Annotated in this window: 20 protein-coding genes; 11 read left to right on the top strand and 9 right to left on the bottom strand. The window is 65.0% G+C overall.

What is annotated here, in order from left to right:
- Positions 1–11: 11 nt before the first annotated feature.
- Complete coding sequence (locus NTV05_18405) at positions 12–1,454, top strand: mechanosensitive ion channel family protein (GenBank protein ID MCX6546369.1); 1,443 nt, start codon at positions 12–14, stop codon at positions 1,452–1,454.
- A 37-nt stretch (positions 1,455–1,491) separates the two neighbouring features.
- Here the strand turns inward: NTV05_18405 and NTV05_18400 are convergent, their stop codons facing one another.
- Positions 1,492–3,753 carry a phosphatidylglycerol lysyltransferase domain-containing protein gene (locus NTV05_18400; GenBank protein MCX6546368.1) on the bottom strand — a complete coding sequence of 754 codons (2,262 nt, stop codon included), beginning with the start codon at positions 3,751–3,753 and terminating at the stop codon, positions 1,492–1,494.
- Positions 3,754–3,917: 164 nt separating this feature from the next.
- On the opposite strand from NTV05_18400, the gene NTV05_18395 reads away from it, so the two are divergent.
- Positions 3,918–4,700, top strand: coding sequence for an alpha/beta hydrolase (locus NTV05_18395; GenBank protein MCX6546367.1), 783 nt, complete (start codon positions 3,918–3,920; stop codon positions 4,698–4,700).
- 12 nt (positions 4,701–4,712) lie between these two features.
- Here NTV05_18395 and NTV05_18390 read toward each other — a convergent pair whose 3' ends face one another.
- Positions 4,713–6,257 carry a sensor domain-containing diguanylate cyclase gene (locus NTV05_18390; protein ID MCX6546366.1) on the bottom strand — a complete coding sequence of 515 codons (1,545 nt, stop codon included), beginning with the start codon at positions 6,255–6,257 and terminating at the stop codon, positions 4,713–4,715.
- 251 nt (positions 6,258–6,508) lie between these two features.
- Here NTV05_18390 and NTV05_18385 point away from each other — a divergent pair, with 251 nt between their 5' ends.
- Entirely contained in the window at positions 6,509–8,182 is a 1,674-nt protein-coding gene (locus tag NTV05_18385; GenBank protein ID MCX6546365.1) for an amidohydrolase family protein, read from the top strand.
- Positions 8,183–8,265: 83 nt separating this feature from the next.
- Here NTV05_18385 and NTV05_18380 read toward each other — a convergent pair whose 3' ends face one another.
- The 4 genes from NTV05_18380 to NTV05_18365 form a co-directional block, all read right to left on the bottom strand.
- Positions 8,266–9,591: an amidohydrolase family protein gene (locus NTV05_18380; GenBank protein MCX6546364.1), complete on the bottom strand. Its 1,326-nt coding sequence runs from the start codon at positions 9,589–9,591 to the stop codon at positions 8,266–8,268.
- A gap of 82 nt (positions 9,592–9,673) precedes the next feature.
- A complete protein-coding gene (locus NTV05_18375) occupies positions 9,674–10,594 on the bottom strand; it encodes a paraslipin (GenBank protein ID MCX6546363.1) in 921 nt (306 codons plus the stop codon).
- Positions 10,595–10,603: 9 nt separating this feature from the next.
- Complete coding sequence (locus NTV05_18370; GenBank protein MCX6546362.1) at positions 10,604–11,044, bottom strand: NfeD family protein; 441 nt, start codon at positions 11,042–11,044, stop codon at positions 10,604–10,606.
- Positions 11,045–11,050: 6 nt separating this feature from the next.
- Positions 11,051–12,997, bottom strand: coding sequence for a M14 family metallopeptidase (locus tag NTV05_18365; GenBank protein MCX6546361.1), 1,947 nt, complete (start codon positions 12,995–12,997; stop codon positions 11,051–11,053).
- A 32-nt stretch (positions 12,998–13,029) separates the two neighbouring features.
- On the opposite strand from NTV05_18365, the gene NTV05_18360 reads away from it, so the two are divergent.
- The gene (locus NTV05_18360; GenBank protein ID MCX6546360.1) at positions 13,030–13,254 is read left to right on the top strand and encodes a M24 family metallopeptidase; all 225 of its coding nucleotides are present in this window, start codon (positions 13,030–13,032) and stop codon (positions 13,252–13,254) included.
- 36 nt (positions 13,255–13,290) lie between these two features.
- On the opposite strand, the gene NTV05_18355 is transcribed toward NTV05_18360, so the two are convergent.
- On the bottom strand, positions 13,291–13,755 hold the full coding sequence (locus NTV05_18355) for a DinB family protein (GenBank protein MCX6546359.1): 465 nt from the start codon (positions 13,753–13,755) through the stop codon (positions 13,291–13,293).
- Between the two features lie 229 nt (positions 13,756–13,984).
- Here NTV05_18355 and NTV05_18350 point away from each other — a divergent pair, with 229 nt between their 5' ends.
- From NTV05_18350 to NTV05_18330, 5 genes are all read left to right on the top strand, one after another.
- On the top strand, positions 13,985–15,292 hold the full coding sequence (locus NTV05_18350; protein ID MCX6546358.1) for an aminotransferase class V-fold PLP-dependent enzyme: 1,308 nt from the start codon (positions 13,985–13,987) through the stop codon (positions 15,290–15,292).
- 26 nt (positions 15,293–15,318) lie between these two features.
- Positions 15,319–17,034 carry an ABC transporter substrate-binding protein gene (locus NTV05_18345; protein ID MCX6546357.1) on the top strand — a complete coding sequence of 572 codons (1,716 nt, stop codon included), beginning with the start codon at positions 15,319–15,321 and terminating at the stop codon, positions 17,032–17,034.
- A gap of 106 nt (positions 17,035–17,140) precedes the next feature.
- Positions 17,141–20,602, top strand: a complete 3,462-nt coding sequence (locus NTV05_18340; GenBank protein MCX6546356.1) for a prolyl oligopeptidase family serine peptidase — start codon at positions 17,141–17,143, stop codon at positions 20,600–20,602.
- Positions 20,603–20,619: 17 nt separating this feature from the next.
- Positions 20,620–20,916 (top strand): MscL family protein, encoded by a 297-nt coding sequence (locus NTV05_18335; protein MCX6546355.1) that lies wholly within the window; start codon positions 20,620–20,622, stop codon positions 20,914–20,916.
- Positions 20,917–20,925: 9 nt separating this feature from the next.
- Positions 20,926–23,049 carry a S9 family peptidase gene (locus NTV05_18330; protein ID MCX6546354.1) on the top strand — a complete coding sequence of 708 codons (2,124 nt, stop codon included), beginning with the start codon at positions 20,926–20,928 and terminating at the stop codon, positions 23,047–23,049.
- 43 nt (positions 23,050–23,092) lie between these two features.
- On the opposite strand, the gene NTV05_18325 is transcribed toward NTV05_18330, so the two are convergent.
- The gene (locus NTV05_18325) at positions 23,093–24,139 is read right to left on the bottom strand and encodes an ABC transporter permease (protein MCX6546353.1); all 1,047 of its coding nucleotides are present in this window, start codon (positions 24,137–24,139) and stop codon (positions 23,093–23,095) included.
- Complete coding sequence (locus NTV05_18320) at positions 24,132–25,088, bottom strand: ABC transporter ATP-binding protein (protein ID MCX6546352.1); 957 nt, start codon at positions 25,086–25,088, stop codon at positions 24,132–24,134. The genes NTV05_18325 and NTV05_18320 overlap by 8 nt, the downstream gene beginning before the upstream one ends.
- Positions 25,089–25,261: 173 nt before the next feature.
- On the opposite strand from NTV05_18320, the gene NTV05_18315 reads away from it, so the two are divergent.
- Together NTV05_18315 and NTV05_18310 are read left to right on the top strand one after the other, a co-directional pair.
- Positions 25,262–25,639, top strand: coding sequence for a type II toxin-antitoxin system prevent-host-death family antitoxin (locus tag NTV05_18315; protein ID MCX6546351.1), 378 nt, complete (start codon positions 25,262–25,264; stop codon positions 25,637–25,639).
- Positions 25,636–26,022: a type II toxin-antitoxin system VapC family toxin gene (locus tag NTV05_18310; protein ID MCX6546350.1), complete on the top strand. Its 387-nt coding sequence runs from the start codon at positions 25,636–25,638 to the stop codon at positions 26,020–26,022. Before NTV05_18315 ends, NTV05_18310 begins: the two co-directional genes overlap by 4 nt.
- The last annotated feature ends 67 nt before the right edge of the window (positions 26,023–26,089 follow it).

Genomic DNA, 26,089 nt, shown 5'->3' with positions numbered 1-26,089 from the left:
CCGCCTTGTCGATGCTCACGTCGCACCTCATTGCCGATATCGTTCTGGTTGCGTTTGCAGTCGCGCTCCGGGTCGTGACCATCAACCGGCTCGTCAAGCGGAAGCTGCTGCTGACGTTGATTGCCGGTTTTGCGTCGCTGGCCGGATCGGCCCTTCGTGTGGCCGGCCTGATCCCGGCCGACCTGGTCGCAGACGTCGGGGGCATCGACAACCTGCTGGCGGCGCTCGCCGTCATCAACCTCGTCGTGATCGTCGCCCTCAACCCGCTGCGCGAGGATCGGATCCCGGGCCGGTTTCCCAACATCGTTCAGGACGCGATCATCGTCGGATTGTTCCTGATCGTGGCGACGTCCGTGCTGCAGGAGAAGTTCCTGACCACGTCGGCCGTCGGTGCGGTCGTCGTGGGCTTTGCCCTTCAGGACACACTGGGCAACGCCTTCTCCGGTCTCGCCATTCAGACCGAGAAGCCGTATCGGGCGGGGCAGTGGATCAAGGTCGGCGATCACGAGGGGCGCGTCGAGGAGATCACGTGGCGGGCGACGAAGCTGCGCACCAAGGTGGGGACCTTCGTCATCGTGCCGAACAACGTGATGTCGAAGGAAGCCATTGTCAATTTTTCGGAGCCCATCATTCCGACGCGAATGTCGGTCGACGTGGGCGCGTCGTACGCGGTGCCGCCCAACGAAGTGAAGGCCGCGATTGCCGAGGCGATGCGGAACGCTCCGCTGGTGCTGGCCTCGCCCGCGCCCGATGTCGTGCTGCTGGATTTCGGTCCGTCGGCGGTGATCTATCGGGCCCGGTTCTGGATCGAAGACTATTCGCGCGACGACCCCGCCAAGAGCCAGGTGCGGACGTCCATCTGGTACGTCTTCCGCCGGCGGAACATCGAGATTCCATGGCCAATCCAGGTTGAATACGAACGGGCGGAACTCTCCGGGCGTCCGCCCGAGACAACGCCGCTCATCGCGGCGTCGCTGGCCCACGTCGACGTGCTGCACGCGCTCACCGACGCCGATCGCCTCGAGCTCGCCGCGCTGTGCGACCAGCGGCTCTACGCGGCCGACGAGGTCGTGGTGCGGCAGGATGCGCCGGGGAGCTCGATGTTCGTCGTGTCGAGCGGACGGGTCGAGATTGTTCTCGAACCGGATGGACGCCCGCTCGCCGTCACCGAGGCGGGCGGCTTCTTCGGCGAGATGTCGCTGCTCACCGGGGCCGCCCGCACGGCGACCGTTCGGGCCGTCGAAGATTGCGCGCTCGTCGAGGTGACCGCCGACGCATTCCGGCGATTTGTGGTCGAGAAGCCCGCCGTGCTCAGCGCGGTCGCGGCGGCCGTGATGACGCGCCGGGCCGAGATCGACCGGCGGCGCTCCGAGGCGTCAGCCGTCGTTGCGCCGGCGGAATCGGCAACGAGCTTTCTTGGACGCGTCCGGAAGTTCCTGCGGATTCCTGCCTAGCCCGGCGCCGCACTCACGATTCGACCAGCCGGACGCGTCACTTGCGGGCGTAGTGCACCGCCACCAGCGCATAGCCGATGCGAAGCAACTGGTGGGGCGATGGAAAAACCAGATAGCGCGGCTCCCACTTCGGAGTGAACTTCTTCTTGTACTGGAAGAGCGTCCGGTAGCCATAGACGCTCGAGAAGTGTTCGAAGATCAGCCGGACACCCTTGTCATAGCGCGACACCGGCGCCTCGTCATCGGCATTGGCCATCGGCGCCATTGCGAGGCTGGCGGCCTGCAAACCTCCCTTCTTGAACAGCAGCGCCGACTCCGCAATCAACATGTCCATGATGCCCGGCTGTGCATCCTCTCGGTACCGCATCGCATCGAGGACGACGGCGCGGCCCGCGCGGTAGGGCAGCCAGGTCACAAACGCATCGACCCGCCCGTCGGCCCGTTTGGCAATCAGCGTGCGCTTGTCTGCGAGGTCGTCGATCCGGAACACGCCGAGATTGAACCCCATCTCGCCGCCCTTCTTGCGGGCGAGCCATTCGCTGGAGATGTCTTCGAGCTGATCGTCGATTCCGGGATCGGGTCCGGACGATCTCTCGTACTCGCGGATGGTCAGGCCGGGCGCCTCCCGCTTCACCTTGTTGATGAACTGCCGGACCTTGGCGATCTTGCCGCCTTCGAGCGACCACGTCGGGAGGTCGAGCACGGCCTCTTCGCCGATCTTGAACCAGCGCAGGCCCGCGCGGCGGTACGCCTCCAGATGCCGATCCGAGGCTTCATAGAACACCGGGATCCAGTCGTTGGTTCGGCACACCTCGACGAACGCCTCGATGCAGCGATCGAGCGACCCCCGATGCCCGACCGGATCGCCCGCCGCGATCGCGACGCGGTTCTTCACGCGGAAGCCGATAAACGCCCGGTCGTCGACGGTGAAGTGGCGCTTGTCGGCCTGCTTGGCGAAATACGAGATGGAATCGACGCCGTGCTCAAGCGCCAGCGTCGCAACCACGGATTCGCCGATCGCCGACCGGTATCTTCTCCACGCGACTGGCGCGAACGCAGCCGTCAACACGTAGCCGGCCGAGACGACCAACAGCAGGCGCAGCGACCAGACGAAGGCTTCAGGAGACCGCATGCCCGCGTAGTAAGAGACGTTTCCGAAGCCGGCCGCCCGCCACGTTGCGCGCAGATCGCTCAAGAATCCCGACGAGGGATGACCGGTCTGGTGCAGGCCAGCCACTCCGTAGATCGAGACGGCGAGCGCGAGGACGGGTGCCGCGACCAGCGCGTGTGTCAGCCGGACCGGATCGGTGCGCGCGTGGAACCGGGTGCGCTGCCGCCACAACTCCGTCGCGAACAGCGCCGCAAGACCGGCTCGCACAATGCTCGCGTTCTGGCCGACATAGAGCAGCGCGGATGAAGACGCCAGGCCGAAGGCCAGCAGCCAGGCCATTCGCTTTCGCCGGGCCAGGCCTCGCGCGAGGTAGATGAGACCTATGCCCGCCAGCAGCATCAACGCCCGGCTGCCCCGGGAGACTTCGAACGGCAGCGAGTTGGTCAGCCAACGGAGGTGGACGAGCCGCGTGTGGAAGACGGCCGTGATGATATTGAGGGCCCCCAGTATCCCGGCGAACGCGGCGACTCGACCATGAGCATGCACCACGAGCAGGCGCGCGACATGCTGGACGAGCGTGAACAACCTGAGCGCCGAATCGGCGCCCGCGTCAAACGGCTTCCTGACGGCCTCGACAACGATCGCGAAGTGGCGTTTGCGCCTGGCGAAGACGAACCCGACCCCGAGGGCGATCGACAGCAGTACGATCCACTCGTACTTGCGGACGTCATCGACGATCAGCCGCAGCGTGTCGCCGAGAGCGAAGCCGGCGAACCCGACAATCGCGCTCCACACGCACGCGCTGAGCGCGTCGAGCCACGTGAAGCGCGCTGCCGACACTCCCGTCGCGCCGTAGGCGGCCGGAATCGCGACACGGAAGCCGTAGAGGAATCGCGACAGGAAGATCAGGACGCTGTCGCGGCGTCGCAACCAGCCGCTGATGCGCTGGAACCTCCGGTCGTTCTGGATCCTGCTCTCGAAGAAGGCCCGGCCGCGGAACCGGGTCAGCCTGAACCAGAACTGATTGGCCAGCGTGGAGGCCAGAGCCGACAGCACCAGGACGACGCGGATGTCGAAGTAGCCGCGCGCAGCCAGAAAGGCGCCCGCGATCAGGAACCCGTCGGCTTCGATCGCGACGCCGGCAAAGAGCAGCAGATAGCCGTAGCGGATCAGTTCGGCGTCAAACATCGACGGGCCTGATCATACCAGCGGTCGGTATGTTGACAGCGTGCGGTCGGGGGCCGCGTCCTGGTGGCCGCCGGAGGGCACCGACGCCAATCGGCCCGGACGCCACTTGCGCGCCATGCCGAGTCAACGCCAGAATGGCGTGTTCCCCACCATTGAGGTGTCCAATGCCGCGCCGTCTGTCTGTCCCGGCGGTTCTGACGCTGTTGCTCTGTCTGGCCGTCGCCCCGCCTGCCCTCGGGCAAGCCTCAACATCCTTCACGCTTCGGGGCAAGGCGTTGACGCTGCACATCTATGGCAGCGCAAGCGGCGATCCCGTGGTCATTGCGAGCGGCGACGGCGGGTGGCTTCATCTCGGGCCTCACGCGGCAGAAGTGCTCGGCAGGGCCGGGTATTTCGTGGTCGGCATCGACAGCAAGGAGTATCTGTCGGTCTTTACATCGAGTTCGACGACGCTCCGGCCGGAAGAGGTGCCAGGCGACTTCAGGGCCTTCGCCCAGTACGCCGCACAACAGTCGAATCGATCGCGCGCGTTTCTGGTCGGCGTGTCTGAGGGAGCCGGGTTATCGGTGCTCGCCGCCTCCGATCCCCGCACGAGAGCGGCCGTTCGGGGCGTCATCGCGTTGGGGCTCCCCGACATCAACGAGCTGGCGTGGCGGTGGCGGGACTCGATCATCTACCTCACCAAGCAGGTGCCGGACGAGCCCACCTTCAGCGTCGGCGCCATCATCGAGAAGGTGTCGCCCATGCCTCTGGCCGCCCTTCATTCCTCCGCCGACGAGTTTGTCCCGATCGCCGAGATTCAGCGCCTGATGGAGAAGGCGAAGGAGCCGAAGCGACTGTGGATCATCAGGGCATCGAACCACCGGTTCAGCGGAAACGAGAAGGAATTCGACGCGCGGCTGATCGACGCGATGACCTGGGTACGGGCACAGAAACAGGCACCATGAGTAGAGGCAGCCTCAGCGCGCGCCCGACACCTGGGCCACGACGACGCGGTTTCGGCCTTCGTGCTTGGCCTTGTACACCGCGTCATCGGCGCGCTTGATCAAACCCTCTGGCCCCAGCCCTCGCTCAAAGACCGCCACGCCGAAGCTCCCGGTGACGTTCAAGGTCTGGCCGTTCTCGCCGACCAGACCGGCAGCGTGGCCCACTTCCGCTTCGATTGCGGCCCGCAGGCGCTCGGCTGCGATGGCGGCGCCTTCGATGCCCGTTTCCGGCATGATGACGATGAACTCTTCGCCGCCGTAACGAGAGGCGATGTCGATGTCTGCGTGCCTGATGGCCATCGGCTCGTCGAAGCGGCGGATGTTTCTCCGGACCGTGCGCGCAACCTCGCGCAGGACTTCGTCCCCCTTCAGGTGCCCGAAACGGTCGTTGACATCCTTGAAGAAGTCCAGATCGATCATCACCAGCGACAACGGGTGGCCATACCGGGCCGACCGGGCCGTCTCGGCGTGCAGTCGTTCGTAGAAGTAGCGATAGTTGTAGAGACCGGTAAGCGCATCGGTCACCGCCATCCGTTCGGCTTCGGCGAACATCTGAGCCTGACGGAGGCCCACGGCCACCTGGGCGCTGAGCGTTGACAACAGGCGCGTGTCGTCGTCGTCGAAAGCATTCTCGGCGCTGCTCTCGACCGTCAGCACGCCATGCAGCTTCCCTTCGAAGAGGATAGGCGAGGCGATCTCGGAGCGCACGCCCTCGACACCGGACGTGATGTATCCGCGGTCTGACCGCACGTCCCCGACGTTGACGACTCTTTGTTCGAGCGCACACCGCCCCGTGATCCCGTCGCCGAACGGGATTCGCATGCCGACCAGATCCTGGGCATAGCCGCCCGTGGAAGCCTCCAGCACGAGGTCGTGGCCGTCCGCCCGAAGAATCGCGCAGGAATCATGGTGGAGCCGCTGCTGGATCTGGCGCACGATCCACGGAAAGAGCTCTTCCGCTCTCACGATGGTCACCAGCTGAACACCGATATCCTGGACCAGCTCGAGCTGGGTGCGGATTCGGGTGTTGTAGAGCGCAACGCCGATCTGCGTCGCCAGAATCTTCAGCGTGTGGACGTCGTGTTCACCGAAGGCGTTGAGCGCCGCGCTTTGGGTATTGAGGACGCCCAGCATCTTTCCGCGGAAGACGATCGGGATGTCCAGTTCGGAGCGGAACTCCTCGCTGCCGAGATGGACGTAGTACGGGGATTTGCTCAAGTCAGGAACGAGCGACTCCTCCCGGCTCGACGCGCAACGACCGGTGAGGCCACTGCCGATCGGGATGCGCGTGCCGATGATGGCCTCCGGGTAATCGGTCACCGCGCGGATGACCAGGTCCGTCCCTTCTGCCAGCATAATGGCGCAGGTGGAGTACTTGAGCGACTCCTTGATCGCCTGCACGGTGAGAGTCAGCAGTCGATCGATGTCGTGCTCGGCGTTGATCTGCAGCCCGATCTGGAGGATCAGGTCGACATCGACTTGCAGTTCGTGCGCTGGTGCCAATCCGTCGTCATTCATCGAACACCTGCAGGTGTCGCCGCAAGGCCGCTGCTCGATCGCGGAATGATGACAATCATACACAAAAACGGGCTGTCGGAAGACTCAAGTCGCGAGTCCCTGGCCTTCTACTTCTTGACCGGAGTCTCCGGCGAGACGCCCGGGCGGTATCGAAATGGGTTCCAGAACCCAGCGCGCCCTCTCTGATAGACTTCTCGCCAATCGCCCCGACGGACCACGGCCTCGCTTGGGACTCTGAGGAGGATTCAGACATGCGACATGGTGATTCTCGTGTTCAGTGTCTGTGGGTTGCGGCCATCGTCCTGGTAGTGACGGTGCTGCAACTGGGCGCGGCGCGGCAGCCCGCGCGTGTCGAGATAATGCCGTCTGCCGGCTCCGCTTCGGCGAAGACGCCGCCTTCACCACCAGCAACCGCGAGGCTGCAGCCGCGCGCGCTGGCCGCAACAAGTGCACCGCACCACGCGCAGTCCGTCAAGCGGCTGCTCATCCAGAATGCGATGGTCGTCTACGGAAACGGCAAGCCCGCGTACGGCCCGACCGACATCCTCGTTCAGGACGGCCTGATCGCGAAGATCGGCCGTTGGTCGCCAGGCGATCCGCCCCCCGACTCGGTGATTGACGCGACAGGCAAGTACGTGTTGCCGGGCCTCATCAATGCACACATGCACCTGCAGGACGAACGCGGCGGCGTGCCACAGCCGCTTCAGTACGAGATGAACCTCTACCTCGCGTCGGGAGTGACGACGGTGCGCGACGTCAGTTCCGACTGGGCGAAGGCAAAGCAGTGGCGCGCGCAAAGCAGCGCGCATACGCTCGTGGCGCCGAGGATCCTCGTCTACAGCACCCTGTGGATGTCAAAGGGCATGAAGCCTGCCCAGATTCCCGAGGGCGTGCGCTTTGCGAAAGCCGAAGGCGTGGACGGCCTCAAGCTGTTCGGGATGGATCGCGATCAGGCCGAAGCCGTGCTCGACGAGGCCCACAAGCAGGGCCTGCGCACCGCCGTGCACATCGCGGTGGAGGAGACCAACGCGAGAGACTACGCCGAACTCGATGTCACTTCCATCGAGCATTTCTACGGCGTGGCCGATGCGGCGCTCGATGGCATCCAGCATTTCCCGCCCGACCACAACGCCAGCAACGAGATTCACCGGTTCGGGCGCGCCGGCGAGCTCTACCTTCAGCCCAATCTCAACCGCGAGAAGCTCTCGGACGTGCTCGACCTGATGGTCAACCACAACGTGACCTGGTGCCCGACGATGGACGCCTATGTCGCGAGCCGTGATCTGATCCGGGCGCAGAACGTGCCATGGCTCAAGGACTACCTGCATCCGACGATGGAGGAGTACTGGAAGCCGGGCCTGGAGAAGCACGGATCGTACTTCTTCGGCTGGACGCACACGCAGGAGGTGCGCTGGCAGAAGGACTTCCTGGTGTGGATGGGCCTGTTGCGCGAATTCTCGAACAAGGGCGGCGTGATCACCGTCGGCGATGATGCCGGGTTCATCTACAACCTGTACGGTTTCGGTTACATTCGCGAACTTGAGTTGATGGAAGAGGCCGGGTTCGAGCCCCTCGAAATCATCAAGCACGCCACAGTGAACGGCGCGAAACTGCTCGGCCTGGAGGATCGGCTGGGCCGGATTCGCGAAGGCTACATTGCAGACCTGATCGTGGTGAACGGCAATCCCCTCGACAATCTGCGCGTGCTCAACCCGTACGGCGTGGACATCCTCACCCTCAACGGCCAGCCTGTGTCCAACTACGCGCCGCTTGTGCCGGGCGACAGGAACATCAAGCTCGTCCACGGCGGCGGCATCGAGTGGACCATCAAGGACGGCATTCCGTATCACGTCCCAACGCTGATGAAGGAGACGAAGGACATGGTGGCGCAGGCGCGCGCCGGGCTGGCGCGGAACGGGAAGTAGCGCGGAAACCGGCGCGCAGGGGCGAGGTTCGCGCCTGCACGCCGCCGTCACCGGGCGAGGTTGACTGCCGCCGCCCTTGGCGGCTACTTCGCTCTCCAGCCCTTCACCGGCCCGGGATGGAAGAACTTCTCCGGTGTCATTACGCCGTCGCGTTTGTAGACGAGGCCGTTCTTCATGACGAACTGGACGTTGCGCACCGCGTCGATGTCCTCGAGCGGGTTGCCTGGCACCGCAATCATGTCCGCGAACATGCCGGGTTTGATCGGCCCGCGCTCGTTGATGATGCCGGAGGCCTGATATCCGGTGATGGTGAGCGCTTTGAGCGTGTCGGCGGCGGGAATGCCGGCGGCCTTCCAGGTGAGCAGGAAGTTGATGGTGATCTCGCCGCGCGACATCCAGTCGCCGTTGGCCTTCTTCATCCGCTCGTTCCAGTAGTCCATGTCGGTCGAGAATGTCACCGGCACCTTCTTCTCCCACGCGTCGCGCAGGTTGGCGACGGCGTCCTTGAAGGCAGCCTCGGTGCCGCGGTACGCGGTGAATGGGGTATCGGTGCCCGCCAGGAAGATGCCCTTCTGAGCCATCTGGCGATGATGCTCGGGCGTCAGCGCCCTCCCGTGCGCGATGATGTGGATGCCCGCGTCGATGGAGCGCTGAGCGCCTTCGGGCGTCTGCACGTGGCCTTCGACGAGGCACCCGCCCTTGGCGGCCTCTCGCATCGCCAGTTTGATGTCGTCAACCGAGTAGCCCCACGGCTTGCAGTCAATGCACAGCTTGATCGTCTTCGCGCCGAACAGCATGTTCTGGCGCACTGCCTTGACGATTTCGTCCGGGCTGTCGGCATCGATGTACTCGGGGTACATGATGTTGTGATCCTTGTACATCTCGGGCGTCGGCCAGAACTGGCCGCCCGTGCTGCCAATCATGGGGCCGGACGGAATCACCGTTGGCCCGGGCAGCCATCCCTGCTCGATCGCCGTGCGCAGGGCCACGTCGGCGTAGAGCGCGTTATTGCCCACGTCGCGCACCACGGTGAAGCCAGACGCGAGCATCTGCATGCCGTTTGACGCGGCCTGGATGGCGCGCAGCGGCGTCGAGTCCATCACGTACGTGAGGTAGTAGTAGTTGTTCTCGGGAACCTCCTTGTACGTGATGGCCATGTGGGTGTGGGCGTCGACGAGGCCGGGCAGGACCGTCATCTTCGACAGGTCGATCACCTCCGCGCCGGGCGGGATCTTGACGTTCGGGCCGACCTCTTTGATCTTCTCGCCCTCGATCAGGATGATCTGGTTGACGGCCGCGGTGCCGGTGTCAGGGTCCACGAGCTTGCCGGCCTTGATGGCGGTGACCTGCGCCGCCGAGACGACGGGCAGGATGAGCAGTGCAGTCGAAATGATGCAGCGTTTCCACATATGATTTCCTCCGCGCGGCAGCGCTGACTCACGTGCCGCACCATGCCGCCTGCCTTCGCCGCAGCGACTGTCGGCGAACGCCCTAGGCCTTCTGCTGGTTGAGTACGTTCATCGCCAGCGCGACCATGGCTCCCACGTCTGCGACGTTGGCTGGCAGGATGAGATTGGTGCTGCCCTTGGCCAATTGTCCCAACTGGGCGACGTACTGTTCGGCCACGCGCAACTTGACCGCATTGCCGCCGCCAGGCGTCTCAATGGCAATGGCCACCTGCCGGATGCCCTCGGCCGTCGCGGTCGCCACGGCCAGGATCGCCTCCGCCTGGCCCGCGGCTTCGTTGATCTGCTGTTGCTTTCGAGCCTCGGACGCCTTGATCACCTGCTGTTTCTCGCCTTCGGCATTGTTGATCACGGCGTCGCGTTGACCTTCCGACGTCAGGACGACGGCGCGCTTTTCCCGCTCGGCGCGCATCTGCTTCTCCATCGCAGCGAGCACGTCGACCGGAGGGGTGATGTTCTTGATCTCATACCGCAGAACCTTGATGCCCCACGACTCGGTGGCCTTGTCGAGCTCGCTTACGACGGCGGTGTTGATGTTGGTGCGCTCCTCGAACGTCTTGTCGAGGACGATCTTGCCGATCTCACTGCGCAGCGTGGTCTGGGCCAGCTGCATGATGGCAAACAGGTAGCTGCTGATCCCGTAGGACGCGCGCTCGGGGTCCAGCACCTGCAGGTAGAGCACGCCGTCGACATGCACCTGCACGTTGTCGCGTGTGATGCAGATCTGCGCGGGGATTTCGATCGTCTGCTCTTTGAGCGTGTGCCGGTAGCGAATCACATCCACAAACGGCACCAGCACGTGGAAGCCCGCATTCAGCGTGCCCGCGTACTTGCCGAGACGCTCAACGACCACAGCCGTCTGCTGCGGCACGACCACGGCCGTCTTGATCAGGATGATGATGACGAGGATTGCGAGCGCGACAAAAACGATCAGTGTGCCGCCCATGTTGTCACCTCACTCAGGTTCAATCGTCACGACCAGACCATCGATCTGGACCACCTTGCACCGGCAGCCCGCCGGAATGACCCGCGTACCGCGGTTGCGCGCAGTCCACGTAGTGCCACGCAACTCGGCCTTGGCGACCGCGCCCGGTTCGATGGCGGTCACCGGGATCGCGAGTTCGCCGACCAGCGTCTCCACCGGCACGTGTTCGACCGCCTGGCGCTGCATCCTCCGCAACAGCGGGTTGCGGAACAGCGCCACACTGACGATGGAGAACAGCGAGAAGAACAGCACCTGCACCCAGAGCGGTCCCCCGATACCCAACAGGGTCAGGACCGATACCGCCAGGCCCGCCACGCCGAAAAACACCAGGTAGAACCCGCCCGGTGTCAGGATCTCGAGGACGGCCAACGCCAATCCCAGCACCGCCCAGTGCCACCAGAACATGACCATCGCCCCCTATCGCTTGCCGATATAGATCTTCTTCTCGACGACGCCGCCGCGCGTCGACAGATACCGCAGCGTGCACTCCGTGCCGCTGATCCCATTCAGACGAATCTTGAACGTGACCGGTTTTTTTTCATTGCTGGTCAGTCGATCGATCGTCACGGCTGTCCGGCCCTGCGGCTCGACGATGATCACCTTGTCCTGACTCGCGGCTGGCGGTTCCGGTTGCGCTCCAGCGGCGCCGCGGCCACCGCCGCCGCCTCGCCCGCCTCGACCACCGCGGCCACCCGTGGCGGATACCGACGTCATGCCGGCCGGGAACACCATCCCCACGGTATCGGGGCGCACGATCTTGACCAGTTGGGCCTGCTTCAGTGCCGTCGGAATCACGCCCTGGTTCTCGACCGAGACCTCAATCGTGTACTCGTCACCGTTGCCGGTGACCTTCGGCTCGCCCATCACCACCTTCGGCAGGCTGGCGGCCAGCATCAGATTGAACCGGGCTTCCTTCTCGGCCCAGATCTCGAGCAGTTCCGGCGGCGGATTCTGGCTCCAGAACTTGGGATTCCAGCCGCCCACTTCAGCCTCGCCGTAGTCGGGGTGGACGATCTTGGTCCACGGCTGGAAGCGGCTGATCTTCAGTTCCTTGTCGTTGTACTGCAGGCGGTCCAGTTCGTCGTTGACGATGCCGTCCTTGTTGTAATCGCCGACATTGCCGCCGTTCCAGAGCTCATCTCCATACCAGATGGCGCCGTACTGCCAGTACCCGAAATCGGGGCTATGGCCGAAGAGCGGGCTGCCGCCGCCGTAGTCGTTGTAGACGTCGCCGGCCCTGGCGTAGCCGGTGATCTCCTTGCCCTTGGTATCGAAGGCCTTGTACAGCGTCAGGTCTTCCGGATACATCCGTTCCTCACTGGGGGAGGTGGACGGCGGACGCAGGAGCATCGGGACGGTGGTGTCCATCGTGTTGACGACGGACACATTCGGATGGGCGAGCAGGAAGGTGACCACTGCACGCGTCTCCACTTCCGACAGGGGATATTCACCGGAGCCTCCCTGCGTGAAGCCGCGCTGGGTTTCTTCGGTTTCCGGCCGCCAGTTCTCGGGGTAGTTGCGGTGCAAATCGAGCCCGCCAATGCCGTCCTCGTTGACCCGGCCGTCCTTGTCGTTGTCGTACCCCTCGGTCAGCAGCAGATAGTCGCCCTTGCCCGCGCCCACTCTCCTCATCAGGCGGCCAGAGGGATCGCGCGAATCGAGGATTGCGTCCCCTTTGCCCATCGCCACCTTCACGCGCATCTGGCGTACGAACCCGTCGCCGTCGAGATCTTCGGGGGGGTCCTCATCCAGCAACCCATCCCCGTCATCGTCATGCGGGCGAATCGTGCTGCGCAGCGTCTGGGCCGTCTCCAGGTAGAGCAGGCTGCCGTCGGGGTTGTTCACGGGGCGGAAGTAGTAGGTGAAGTTGTCGAGGAGCCGAGTGACCTCCTTGTCCTTCCCGTAGTTGGTCAGCATGTAATTCAGCATCCAGAGCGCCGATTCTGCAGCCGTCACTTCTCCGGCATGGCGGTTGCCCTCGACGTACATGGCGGGCTTGTCGGTGTCCTTGCCGGTCTTCTTGTTGGTGACGGTCACCTGATAGATATCCAGGCCGCCGAAGCTCTGCGCCACGACGTAGAGATTGACCAGGTCCGGGTACTGCCTCTCCCACCGCTTCAGGAACTCCACGGTCTCGGTGTACTTGTGGTAGTGCTTGAAGTCCATGACGCCTTCCTGGAGCGGCGTGGTCTCCACCAGGAAGTTGCGCCGGAACGCGCTCGGGCCATGCCGATACCCGGGCACGGTCCAGAACTTCGCCTGTTCTGGCTTGGGAGCCTGCACCTGCGCCCGGGTCTCACCCATCAACGCAAGCGGTACCAAACAACAGGCCCATACGATCACTCGCCGTGCTGTCCTGCTCATGAGCGGTCTCCTCCATGTGCCGGGAATCCTGGATGACAATTGTCGCGCAGCGGTATTCTACACGCGGCGCGCGCATCTGGCACGTCGGCATGGTTCTCGCCAACGAACCGTACATGACGTGGCCCGGCGAGGATCTGGGCGTTCGCGTCGAGGACACCGTCGTGATCACCGAGACCGGATGCGAAAATCTGACTGTCGGGATTCCGCGCACGGTCAAGGAAATCGAAGCGACAATGGCTGTCAGGAAGCAGCCGTAGGACGGGGGGAGCCCGGAGGTCAGTCTTCCGCAGGCTCTACCTCTCCGCCCGTCGCTGTCGCCATCTCTGAATGGCCGCGGTGTGCCTCGGGTAATGGCCGTAGGTATCGAGCCGAAGGCGACGACGGAAGCCCGTCTCCCTGATGAATTGATCCTCAGGCACCGTCAGGATGAAATTGATGAGCCGCCGGTGCGCAACATCCCGCATCCCGAGCGCCTCGGCGATCGACACGTTCCGCGTCAACTCCGTCGTCCTGGCGTTGAAGGCATCGATGCCGCCGTACATCACGGAATAGCGCGGCGGCCGCCCGCCCGCCAGAATGATTGGCAGATGCTCGAGCGACTCCGCTTCCCACGTGGCCACGTGCACGATGATGTCCTTGATCGACCATGTGCCCGTCACAGTGGGCTCCGTGATTTCGGCGTCGGACAAATCAGCGTACGACGCGGTGAATGCGTTCCACGTCTGATCTAGACGTTTCAGAAGTTGCGACCTGTTCATCCGTCCGCCCCCGGTCGTCCCGCTGGATCGCGCGCCGCCCGGCAGTCTGCGCTGAGCCAGATCAGTTGTTCGAGCAGTTTACGCGCAGATTCTACGTCACCCGTGCGGCTGGCGGTAGTGAATCGCTAAGGGACAGCTCAGGGGCAGGAAACTTGACGAACTCGCGGGCCGGGTACACGATGCTGCGGCAGGCTGGCCGGCGGCCCGCATGGCGAACTGGAGGGCAGTCGTGAGCACGAAGAACCACGCATACCGATCGACCCTGAGTCGGCGCTCGTTCACAAGACTGGCCGGTCTGGCGGGCACGCTCGGATGGCTCGAGCTTCCGGCGTGGGCCGCGACACGGGCTCAGATGCCGCCGCTCGTGCCCGCTCCGGCTGCGGCCGACGAGGGTTATTGGCAGCGTGTCCGTCAGCAGTTCCTCATGCCGCCCGGTCTCGCAATTGTGAACGCGGCGAACCTCTGTCCGACGTCGCTTCCCGTCGCCGAAGCGGTCTACCGTGCCACGCGCGACGTCGACGCGGATCCGTCGATGCCGAACCGGCGCAAATTGAGCGAGGCGAAGGAGCAGGCGCGGCGAACGGTCGCGGCCGCCCTGCGCGCGACGCCCGAGGAAATCGTCCTCACCCGCAATACCAGCGAGGGCAACAACTTCGTCTCGAGCGGGCTCGACCTGAAGTCGGGCGACGAAGTGATCGTGTCGGCTGAGAATCACCCCAGTCTGCTGAACGCCTGGGACGAGAAGGCGAAACGGTTTGGCTTCACCGTGCGCCGCGTCGCGCACCCGAGCCCGCATCCCGGTCACGCGGCGATTGTGGACGCCTTCCGCTCGGCACTCACGCCCGCCACGCGCGTCGTCGCGCTGACGCACGTGACCGCGTCGGCCGGTGACGTGTTCCCTGTCCGCGATATCTGTCGGCTGGCACGCGAGCGCGGGGCGCTGTCGATTGTCGACGGCGCCCAGTCGTTCGGTATCCTCGACATCGATCTGGCCGACATGCAGCCCGACTTCTTCACGGGCAGCGCGCACAAGTGGCCGTGCGGCCCGCGCGAGGTCGGCGTGCTGTTCGTCAACAAGCAGATCGAATCGAAGTTGTGGGCCAGCGTCGTGAGCCTGTACTCGGGAGCCGTTGGCGTATCGCGGCGCCTCGAAGGACTGGGCCAGCGGAACGAACCCGCGATTGTGGGAATGGCAGAAGCAATGACCCTGCAGGGGACTATTGGCCGGGCCGCGATTGAGGCACGATCGCGCCATCTGGCCCAGCTCCTGTTGACCGAGCTGCGCCGCACCGACGGCGTGAAGGTGTGGACGTCAGCCGATCCGTCGCACTCTGCCGCCATCGTCACGTTCCAGCCTGGCCGCCTCGATCCCGCGAAGCTGGCGGCGGCTCTTTACCAACAGGAACGCATCGCCTGTTCCGCGCGCTCGGGGGCGGATAGGCCCGGCCTGCGCCTGTCGCCTCACTTCTACAACTCCGTGGCCGAAATGGAACGGACGATCGCGGCGATCCGCAAGTACATCGCAGCGGGTGTGTAGGGAAAGAAACAAGGAGCAAGGAACCCATGAGAAGCGTCCGTCGTCGCGGGCTAGCGGTCACGGGCTGGAGCGTCGTCGGGTTGATGCTGAGCGTCGGCGTGGCGGCGGCGCTGCCGACCAGAGGCGGCAGCCTCGTGGCGACGATGCGGAGCGAGCCGCGCAGCTTCAATCCGCACGCGAGCCGCGACTTCGCCAGCAGCCTGGTCACGCAGTTGATCAACGCGAGACTCGTCCGGATCAATCGCGCGACTCAGCAGCTCGAGCCGTGGCTGGCAGAGCAGTTCGCGTGTTCGGTCGACGGCCTGACGTGCACGCTGAACCTGCGACGCGGCGTGCAATTCTCGGATGGGGCCAGATTCACGTCGGCCGACGTGCTGTTCTCGGTCCAGGCGTTGTACGACGAGCGGACCGGAAGCACGCTCGCCGACGCGATGCTCGTCGGCGGGAAGCCGCTCGCGGTCACCGCCCCAGACAGCAACACCGTCGTCATCAAGTTCCCGACCGCATTTGGACCCGGGCTGCGGCTGCTCGACATGCTGCCCATCCTTCCGAAGCACAAGCTCGAAGGCGCACTCAAGTCGGGATCACTCGGCAAGGCGTGGGGAGCAAGCGTCGCGCCTGGCGAACTGGTTGGGCTGGGCCCGTTTGTGCTGCAGGAGTACAGAGCGGGGGAGCGGCTCGTGTTTGCGCGCAACCCGCGCTACTGGCGGAAGGACGCGGCCGGCACGCCCCTGCCATATCTGGATCGGCTGACGATCGAGATCACGCCAGATCAGAACACCGAGCTGCTGCGCGTGCAGTCCGGGCAGGCGGACCTGACGCAAAGCGAGATCCGGCCCGACGACTACGCCGTGCTCAAGCGGGAGGCGACGGCAGGGAAGGTGCGCCTGGTTGACGCCGGCCTGTCGTTTGACGCCGACGCGTTCTGGTTCAACCTCAAGGCCGAGGCGAAGGCCAAGGATCCGCGCCGCGCGTGGATGCAGAGTGTCGAGTTCCGGAAAGCCGTGTCGCTGGCGGTCGATCGCAAGGCATTCGCAAACGCCGTATTCCTCGGGGCCGCCGAGCCGACGTGGGGCCCGGTGTCGCCGTCGAACAAGACGTGGTACCCGCCGACGTCATCCAACACGATCGATCGCCATCCGTACGATCCGGCAGAGGCGAGGGCCGGGCTGGCACGTATGGGTCTGCGCGATACCAATCGGGACGGGATGCTCGAAAGCGGCTTGGGCGCGGCGGTGCGGTTCACACTCGTGACGCAGAAGGGGAACACCGCGCTTGAGAAGGGGGCCGCCTTTATCCGCGACGACCTGAAGAAGGTCGGCATCGCCGTTGACGTGGTGCCGCTGGAGGTAGGCGCCCTGGTCGATCGGATGACGAAGGGCGACTATGATGCGATCTACTTCCGTTTTCTTACCAGCGACTCCGATCCGGCGATGAACCTCGATTTCTGGCTCAGCTCAGGCGGCGCGCACGTCTGGAACATGGAGCAGCCAAAGGCATCGACACCATGGGAGGCCCAGCTCGATGGGCTGATTCTCAAGATGGCGGCGGAACGGAACCTGGTCGTGCGGCAGCGGCTGTTCTACCAGGCGCAGAAGATTCTCTCGGACAACCTGCCGGTGATCTACTTTGCGGTGGCGCGGCTATACGTGGCCACGAGCACGCGCGTGGTCGGCGCGGTCGCGGCGCCATTGCGTCCTTCAATCCTGTGGAACGCGGATGCGATCGGGGTGGTGCGCTAGCGCGTCCCACATTTCCCCTACCATCCAGGCATCCGCCCGACGATAATGGGCCTGCCCAATGCGACCCCCTTCCGGTGGCTGGTCACCAGTCTATAAAGGAGTGCCTATGCGTCGGCGGTTCCCGTGGCGTACTTTCGCCCTGTTCGTCTGTGTCATCGCAGTGGTGGGTATCGTGGTCTCGGCGCAGGCGCCCTCCACGAACAAGCGCCCGCTGACGTATGACGTCGTGGACTACTGGAAGTCGATCCCCAGCAGTAAGTTATCCAACGACGGCAAGTGGCTTGCGTACTCGGTGACGTCGCAGGCCGAAGATGGCGAGCTCGTCGTTAGGAATCTCGCGACCGGGCAGGAATTCCGCCATCCGCGCGGCACGGGAGCGACGTTTACCGAGGACGGCAGATTCCTGATCTTCAGCATCGCGCAGACGAAGACCGAAGAAGAGAAGGAGCGGGTCGCGACCGAGGCCGCTGGGGCGACAGGCACCGGCGGCGAACAGACGGCCGGTGCTGGCCGCGGGACGAGTGGCCGACAGGCAGGCGGCGGCCAGGCGGCGGCAGCAGCAACGGCTGTGCAGACGACGGGCGGCGGTCAGACAGCTGCGGCGGGCCAGACGACCGGTCGCGCTGGAAGGAGCGGCCGCGGCGGGACAGGCGGCGGCCAGACCGCACGCAATGAGCCGCGGACCGGCATGGGCGTGATGACGCTCGCCGATGGCAAGGTCACGACGGTTGAGAAGGTGGGCAGCTTCCGCGTGCCCGACGAGTCGTCTTCGTGGCTTGCGTACTACAAGGGCACGGGTGGAGCGGGCGGCGGCGGCGGTCGCGGCGGCGGCCGTGGCGGGCGGGGAGCCGGCGCGGCGCCTGCCCCGGCGGCCGGGGGACGCGGCGGCACCGCGGCGCAGACCACCGCAACGGGTGAAAGACGGAAAGACCCGGGGTCCGACCTGATCCTGCGCAATCTTGCGACGGGCGAGGAAAAGACGATTCCTGAAGTGAGCGAGTACCTGTTCGACACGAAAGGCATCTGGCTGGCGTACGCCACATCTTCCACCGACGCGGCCAAGGACGGAGCGTTTCTCCGCCATCTGAGCGACGGCACCATCAAGACGCTGCTCAGCGGCCAAGGGCATTACAAGAGCCTGTCGTTTGACGAGGCCGGCCAGCAGGTCGTGTTCTTGAGCGATGCGTTTGAGTACGACAAACCGGTGTCGCCGTACCGGCTGTATTACTGGAAGGCGGCTGACGCGACGCCGACCAAGGCTGGCGCCGCCGCCAAGCCCGCAACGGTAGTGGCGAAACCCGCGGCTCCAGCCATGCCTGCACCAGAGGCCGCGAAGCCGGCCGTGCCTGCTGTCGCAGCCAAACCTGCACCAGAGGCCGCGAAGCCGGCGGTGCCTGCTGCGGCGGGAGAAGCTGCCAAGCCCGCGGCTGGTGGGCAGGCCGCGACGGGGGCAGCGGCCGAGCAAGCGGCCCCGGCCAAGCCCGTTCACGTGCCGCCCACCGGTGACGCGATCGAGCTCGTATCTGGCGTGACGACCGGGATGCCCAAGGGCATGGTGGTCGCCGACTTTGCACCGCGCTTCTCGCGCGATGGCGCCAGGATCTTCCTGGCGACGGGCAATCCACCCGCTGCGCCAGCCGATCCGGACAATAAGCCTCCGGCGCTGATCCAGGTTGATCTGTGGTCTTCGAAGGACCCGATCATCCAGCCGATGCAGAAGGTGCGCGCCGAACAGGAACGATCGCGCAACTACCGCGCCGTGGTTCATCTGGCGGACAAGAAGTTCGTGCAGTTGGCGACGCCGGAATTGCCCACGGTCAATCAGGGAGATGACGCGGTGCGAGCGATTGGCACATCCGATCTGCCGTACCGGATGGAGATCTCGTGGGATCAGGCCTACAACGATGTGTATCTGGTTGACCTGAAGACCGGCGCACCCAAGCAGGTGCTCGAGCACTGGGGCGGATCCGGCACCGCGATGTCTCCCGGCGGCAAGTATGTCATCTACTTCGACGAGCGTGCCGGCCACTGGTGGACGTATCGGATTGCCGATGGCGCGCGAATCAACCTCACCGAGAAGCTGAAGGTGCGCTTCCAGCAGGACCCTACGACGCCTGATCTTCCGGGACCGTACGGCGTGGGAGGCTGGACCGCCAACGATCAGTCGGTGCTGCTCTACGACGAGTTCGACATCTGGGAGATCAAGCCGGATGGGAGCGGCGCGCGGATGATCACCAACGGCGAGGGCCGCAAGCAGGATCTTGTCTTCCGGTACCGCTCGCTCGATCCTGAGGAACGTGTTGTGCCTGCGGCCAAACCCATGCTGCTCTCAGCGACCAATGACCGAACCAAGGCGATGGGTTTCTACCGCATGGCCCCGGTCGACCCGCCGCCGCCCGAGAAGGCCGGGACGCCGGTCAAGGCTTCCGGCGCGGCCTCCAGGATCACCAAGGCCGAGCCGACCGCCTCACTGGTTCTGTTCTTTGCAGCGCCTGAGAAGATCACGATGTTGGACAAGGCGATTGGCGCCCTCGCCAAGGCCTCGAAGGGCGAGACCATCGTGTTCACGCTCTCGCGCTTCGAGGAGTTCCCGGATCTGTGGACGAGCAGCGACATCAACTTCCGCGATATGAAGAAGATCTCGAACGCCAACCCGCAGCAGTCGGAGTTTGTCTGGGGCCGATCGGAGCTCGTCGATTACATCAACGCGGACGGCAAGCGTCTGCGGGCGATCCTCACCAAGCCGGACAACTTCGATCCGGCGAAGAAGTACCCGCTGATGGTCTACATCTACGAGGGGCTGACGCAGAACCTGCACAGCTACGCGGCACCAGGCGTGCGCCACACCATCAACGTCGCGCGGTATGTCAGCAACGGCTACGTGATTCTCCAGCCGGACATCGTCTACGACACTGGCTTCCCCGGTGAGAGCGCGGAGAAGTGCGTCATTCCCGCGGTGAACACCGTCGTGGCGATGGGCTACATCGATCCGAAGCGCATCGGCATCGAGGGCCACTCATGGGGCGGCTATCAGATCACGCATCTGATCACCCGGACCGACATGTTTGCGGCGGTCGAGGCCGGAGCGTCCGTGTCGAACATGATCAGCGCCTACGGCGGCATCCGGTGGGGCACGGGCATGGTGCGCGAGTTCCAGTACGAGAAGACGCAGAGCCGCATCGGGGCCGCGCCGTGGGATGCGCCGCTTCTCTACATCGAGAACTCGCCGATCTTCTGGGTCAAGAAGATCAAGACGCCGTACCTCACGATCCACAACGACGCCGACGATGCGGTGCCGTGGTACCAGGGGATTGAGTTCAATACCGCCATGCGGAGGCTGGGCAAGGAGGCCTACATGTTCACCTACAACGGCGAACCGCACGGCCTGACCAACCGCGACAACATGAAGCACTTCACGGTGCACATGGACGAGTTCTTCGACCACTACCTGCTGGGCAAGCCGCGGCCGGAGTGGATGGACAAGGGCGTCAGCTTCCTCGACAAAGGCAAACGCGACGTGCTGCCGATGTTCAAGAAGAAGGGAGCGGAGAAAGCCGTGGCGAAGTAGGGCGACAGGAGACACCGATGAAAGAATTCGTCGCGTTCCTCAAGCAGTACGGCGTAATCGGTCTGGCGATCGCGGTCATCATCGGCGGCAAGGCCAATGCCATGGTGACCACGGTCGTGGACGGCATCCTGATGCCGATCATCACGTTCTTCGTGCCGGGCGGCGCCTGGCGCACGGCCACGTTCGACCTGGGACCGATCCGCTTTCTGATCGGCCCCGTGATCGGCGCGGGCATCGACTTCCTGATTGTCGCGTGGCTGGTGTTCTACTTCTCGAAGAAGATTCTGAAAGAAGAGAAGGTCACAAAGAAGTAGGAGGTGCGTATGCGGCGGTGGCTTCGGGCTGGTCTGGCGATCGTGGTCTGCGTTGGCGTCGCTCCCGTCCTCATGTCGCATGCGCAACAGAAACCGACTGCGGGGCGTGCGCTCACCATTGAGGACTACTACCGCATCCAGACCGTCGGCAGCCCGTCGCTGGCCCCCGCCGGCAAGTGGGTGAGCTACTCGGTGTCCACGCGCATCGAGGACGACAACAGCACGCGCAGCGAGACGTGGGTGGTGCCGACCGATGGCTCGGCTCCGCCACGGCGCCTCCTGCACTACGGCCGCGACATAGCCAGCGTGCGATGGACCGATGACGATCGTCTGGCCTATGCGGCAGACCGGCAGGAATGGACCGTGGATCCGCAGACTCCGGACGTGCCGCCCATCAAAGTGGCGCCGTCGCGACCTGCCCGGGGCAGCAGCGGGCGCGGCGGGCGGGGTGGCGCGGCAGGTGCAGGCGACGGCCAGCAGGCCGCGAGCGTCCCGAGTCCTGATGGCAGGTGGCTCGCTTCGCTGCTCGATGCGCCGCTGGCGAAACGCGAAGCGGCCGTGTCGACCGAATTCGAGCGTCGTCACGAGGAGCGGTTCAAGGGCGTCACTTTCGACTGGAAGGACTTCCAGCGAGATGGCCAGCCGTTCCCCGCTCCGAATCTGCGCGCGCGGCCCGCGGCGCACATCGTGGTTGCGCCGGCGGCCGGAGGCGACGAGAAGACACTCACGACGCTCGACGTCAGACCGTCCGGTCTTGCCTGGCATCCAGACGGCACACGGCTCGTGTTCCTGGCCGATTCGGACTGGCGGGACGAGCTGAAGTACGAGAGTCCCGATCTCTGGACCGTGACCGTGGACGGCGCGGTCACGCGGCTCACAGACGACGGGTTCGTGTACAGCGACCCGAAGTACTCGCCCGACGGCACCTACCTGTCGTACGTGCGCGACCCCGGGACCGATCTGATCATCAAGCAGAAGCTGAATCACGGCGGGCCGAGCGACCTGTACGTGCGACCGTCGTCAGGCGGAGATCCGATCAATCTGACGGCGAACTGGGACCTCGAGCCGGGGGCCACGCGCTGGTCACCTGACAGCCGGTTCATCTACTTCACGGCCGCGATCGGCGGAGAGAATCACCTGTTCCGCGTGTCCGTGCCAGCGGGCCGCGTCGAGCAGGTGACGAAAGGCCCGCGCCGGATCGGGGGCCTGACGTTCGACAAGGCGATGACCAGGATCGCCTACACGGTTGGCGTACACGAGGCGCCGCTAGAAGTCTACGTCGCGAACATCGATGGCACCGGCGAACGTCGCCTGACGGATGTTCACAAGGCGATCGTCGCAGAAATCGCGCTCAGCCGCGCCGAACGGTTGCGCTGGCCGAGCGCTGACGGGACGGAAATCGAAGGCTGGCTGATGTTCCCGTATGGCTACGATCCGAAGAAGGGGCCCTATCCGTTGATTGTGGTGAGCCATGGCGGGCCCCATGCGGCCACCGGGTACAACTTCGACTTCAAGCATCAGTACTTCGCGGCGAACGGCTACTTCGTGTTCGACACGAACTTCCGCAGTTCGACGGGGTACGGAGAAGCCTTCAAGTGGGCGACGTGGGGTGCCTGGGGCGACAAGGACGGGCAGGACGTCGTCTCGGGGATTGACTACGTGCTGGCGCATTATCCAGTCGACCGGAAGCGAGTCGGCCATACCGGTCATTCGTACGGCGGCTTCATGACGAACTGGCTGATCACGCAATATCCCGATCGCTTTGCGGCCGCGATCACCGGAGCGGGCATCACCAACTGGGTCAGCGACTATGGTACGGCGGACATCTACCGCACCAAGGAGACCGAGTTCTTCGGCACGCCGTGGGATCCGGCCGCCCGGGACCGGATGATCAAGCAGTCGCCGCTGACGTACGCCGGCGCCGTGAAGACGCCGACGTTGTTCATCCACGGCGAGGTCGACCAGCGCGTGCCGTACGAAGAAGGCGAGCAGATGTATTTTGCGCTGAGACGGCAGGGCGTGCCGGCCAGGATGATCCAGTACGCGGGGCAGCCGCACGGGATCAGCGGCCACTGGAACAACGTCCACCGCATGCTCAACGAGTTGAAGTGGTGGCAGACGTATCTCAAGTGAGGGAACCGGTGTGGTGAGAGAAAACCACGCCGGGAGCAATTCGCTACTTCCACCGGAACGCCCGCAACGCGATGGCAAATGACACCATCGTCCAGGCGCCGAGCGTCAGCAGTTCGCCCGCGATCGCAGGAACCGACGCGCCATCGAGCATGACCGCCCGGAATGCGTCGTTGAGCGCGGTCAGCGGCAGCGCATGAATCAGCGGCTGCGTCGCCGCCGGGAAATTCGCCGAGGAGAAGAAGACTCCCGAGAGCACCCACATCGGCAGCATCACCGCATTCATCCAGCCCGACACCGCCTCGATGGTCCGTGCCCGGCTGGCGACGAGCAGGCCGATTCCACCGAATGCGAGTGCGCCCAGCACGGCCACCGCCGCGAGCAGGAGCAGCGACCCGCGCGTCGATACCGAGAACATCAGCCACGCGAAGACGAGCAGAGCGCCGACCTCGACGCCGAGAAACACCATGCGCGCCAGGATGTGCGCCAGCAGATAGTGCGATCGCGACATCGGTGTGGCGGCGAGGCGTTTGAGCAGATTCTTGCTTCGCGCCCAGACAATCGCGAACCCGATGCCCCACAGGCCGGTGCCCATGATGTTCATCCCGAGCAGGCCCGGGATGAGCCAGTCGATGTAGCGCGCGCCCACGACCTGCAGCGGCTGCTCGGCGGCGGTGAAACGATCGGGGCGGCCGGCGAGCCGCTGCAGCGCGGCATCGACCGCCAATCGCGCCAGACGGCTCTCGGGCCTGCTGGGATCGAAGCGATAGGTCGGCGGAGTACCGGGCAGGACGACGACCTGGACGTTGCCGTCGCGCAGCGCCCGATCGGCCTGTTCGGGCGTCACGACCCGCGCGTGAATGCCGGGCGACGTGCTGAGCGCCGCCACCATTTCGGCGCCGCCTCGGCCAGCCATCACTCCCGCGTACACCGGTTCGTCGCTCTTCGCGCGGAACGCAATCCCGAGCGCGAACGCCAGCACGATAGGGAAGATGACCACCCAGAACACGGCTTCGGGTTCGCGGACAAACTCCCGCACGCGCATCAGGATCAGCTCGATGAGCGGGTGGTGCGTGGGGCGGCGGCTACTCATCGCGCAGGTGCCGTCCGGTGTGAGCGACAAACACGTCTTCGAGCGAGGCGTGATGGGTGGCGAATCGCGAGAGGGTCCGGCGCTCGCGCTCCAGTTCGGCCAGCAGCGCCGGCACTGACGTGTGCAGTTCCCTCACGCGCAGGCTGGTCGATCCGCCGAGGCGGCGGACGTCTCGCACGCCAGGCAGCAGCTGCAGCGTGGCGTCGGCGAGCAAGGCGCCGTCTTCCAGCTCGAATTCGATGACATGCTCGGCGCCAAGCGTTGCGATCAGCTCGCGAGGGGTGCCCAGCGCGATCAACCGTCCCTGATCGACAATACCCACCCGATCGCAGAGCGTCTCGGCCTCATCCATATAGTGCGTCGTCAAGACGATGGTGCCACCGCGCCGGCGAAACTCGCCGAGCAGCGACCAGAGCTGGCGCCGCGACTGCGGGTCGAGCCCGGTGGTGGGCTCGTCGAGAAAGAGCAGGTCGGGTTCGTTGACCAGGGCGCATGCGACGGCCAGACGCTGCTTCTGGCCGCCGGACAGCTTGCTCACCCAACTGCCGCGTTTCGACTCCAGTTCCACCATCGCCAGCACGTCATCGACTGACGGCCCGCGCCGGTAGAACGAGCGGAACAGGCGCACCACCTCCTCGACGGTGAGCTTGTCGCTGAAGTGCGTGTCCTGCAACTGGATGCCGAGGCGCTGGCGCAGTGCCTGGTCGTCGACGCCCCAGCGAAGCCCCAGTATCTCGACCTCGCCGGCATCCGGCTTGAGCAGGCCCTCGAGGATCTCGATAGTCGTCGTCTTGCCGGCGCCGTTGGGCCCGAGCAGCCCGAAGCACTCACCGGTCCGCACGTCGAGATCGAGGCCGTCGACGGCCACCACCTTGCCGTAGCGCTTCTGGAGACCGCGGCACACAACGGCGTGTGATGATGCGGGCGAGGATGCGGGCGAGCCGGTCACGAGAGGATTGTGGCACAGTCAGAGACGACGGAGGCTGTTCGCGTGCCCGGCCGGCCTATGCGTCCCTCGTCGGCGCGGGACGACGAACCTGGAACCCGCGCGGCGCACCTCCGATCGTCAGTCGCCAGCGTCGGACGAGTCCCCTTGACAGGACGTCTAAAATAGTCAACTATATGACCATGATGATAGTCAACATCTACGAGGCCAAGGCGAAGTTGTCTGAGTTCCTGGATCTCGCCGCGCGGGGCGAGCGGGTGCTGATCTGTAAGCGGAACCGGCCCATCGCGGAGTTGCGGGCGGTGGAGTCGGCGCGGACCGAACCTCGGCCGATCGGCCTGGCGCGGGGGCGGATGGTCGTGCCGGATTCGTTCTTCCAGCCGCTGCCCGACGAGATGCTCGACGCGTTCGACGGGATCGAGCCGAGGGCGGGGCTGCTCCATGTGGCTGATGCGTCGCCGTCCGCGACGTACGGCGGGCGCAGCGCACGAAAGGCGAGCAAGGCGGGCAAGACGCGCAACGCGACCAAGACGACCAAGGCGCGCACGTCATGAAGCTCCTGCTCGACACGTGCGCCTTCCTGTGGATTGCGGGCGACGCGTCCTCGCTCTCGAAGCGGGCTCGCGAGCTGTTTCGCGCGGCCGACAACGAGGTCTACCTCAGCGCGGCGTCCGCGTGGGAGATTGCCGTCAAGCATGCGCTCGGGCGGTTGCCGCTACCGGCGCCGCCCGAGCGGTTCGTGCGCGAGATGCGCGAGGCGCACGGCATCGCAGCGCTGCCCATCGACGAGGCTTCGGCGCTCCACGTCTCGCACCTGCCCGATCTGCACCGTGATCCCTTCGATCGCATGCTGGTGAGCCAGGCTATCGTCCACGGCCTGACGATCCTCACGCCGGACCCGATCATCATCGACTACCCGGCGCGAACGATCTGGTGAGGACGCGGGAAGAGGGCAGAACTGAGTTCCAGCAGGTTGTCCGTCCGAAAAATGGGTCCGACCCCTT

Source organism: Acidobacteriota bacterium (assembly GCA_026393755.1).
Taxonomy (GTDB): Bacteria; Acidobacteriota; Vicinamibacteria; order Vicinamibacterales; family JAKQTR01; genus JBAXOX01.
This window is presented reverse-complemented; position numbering and strand designations above follow the sequence as displayed.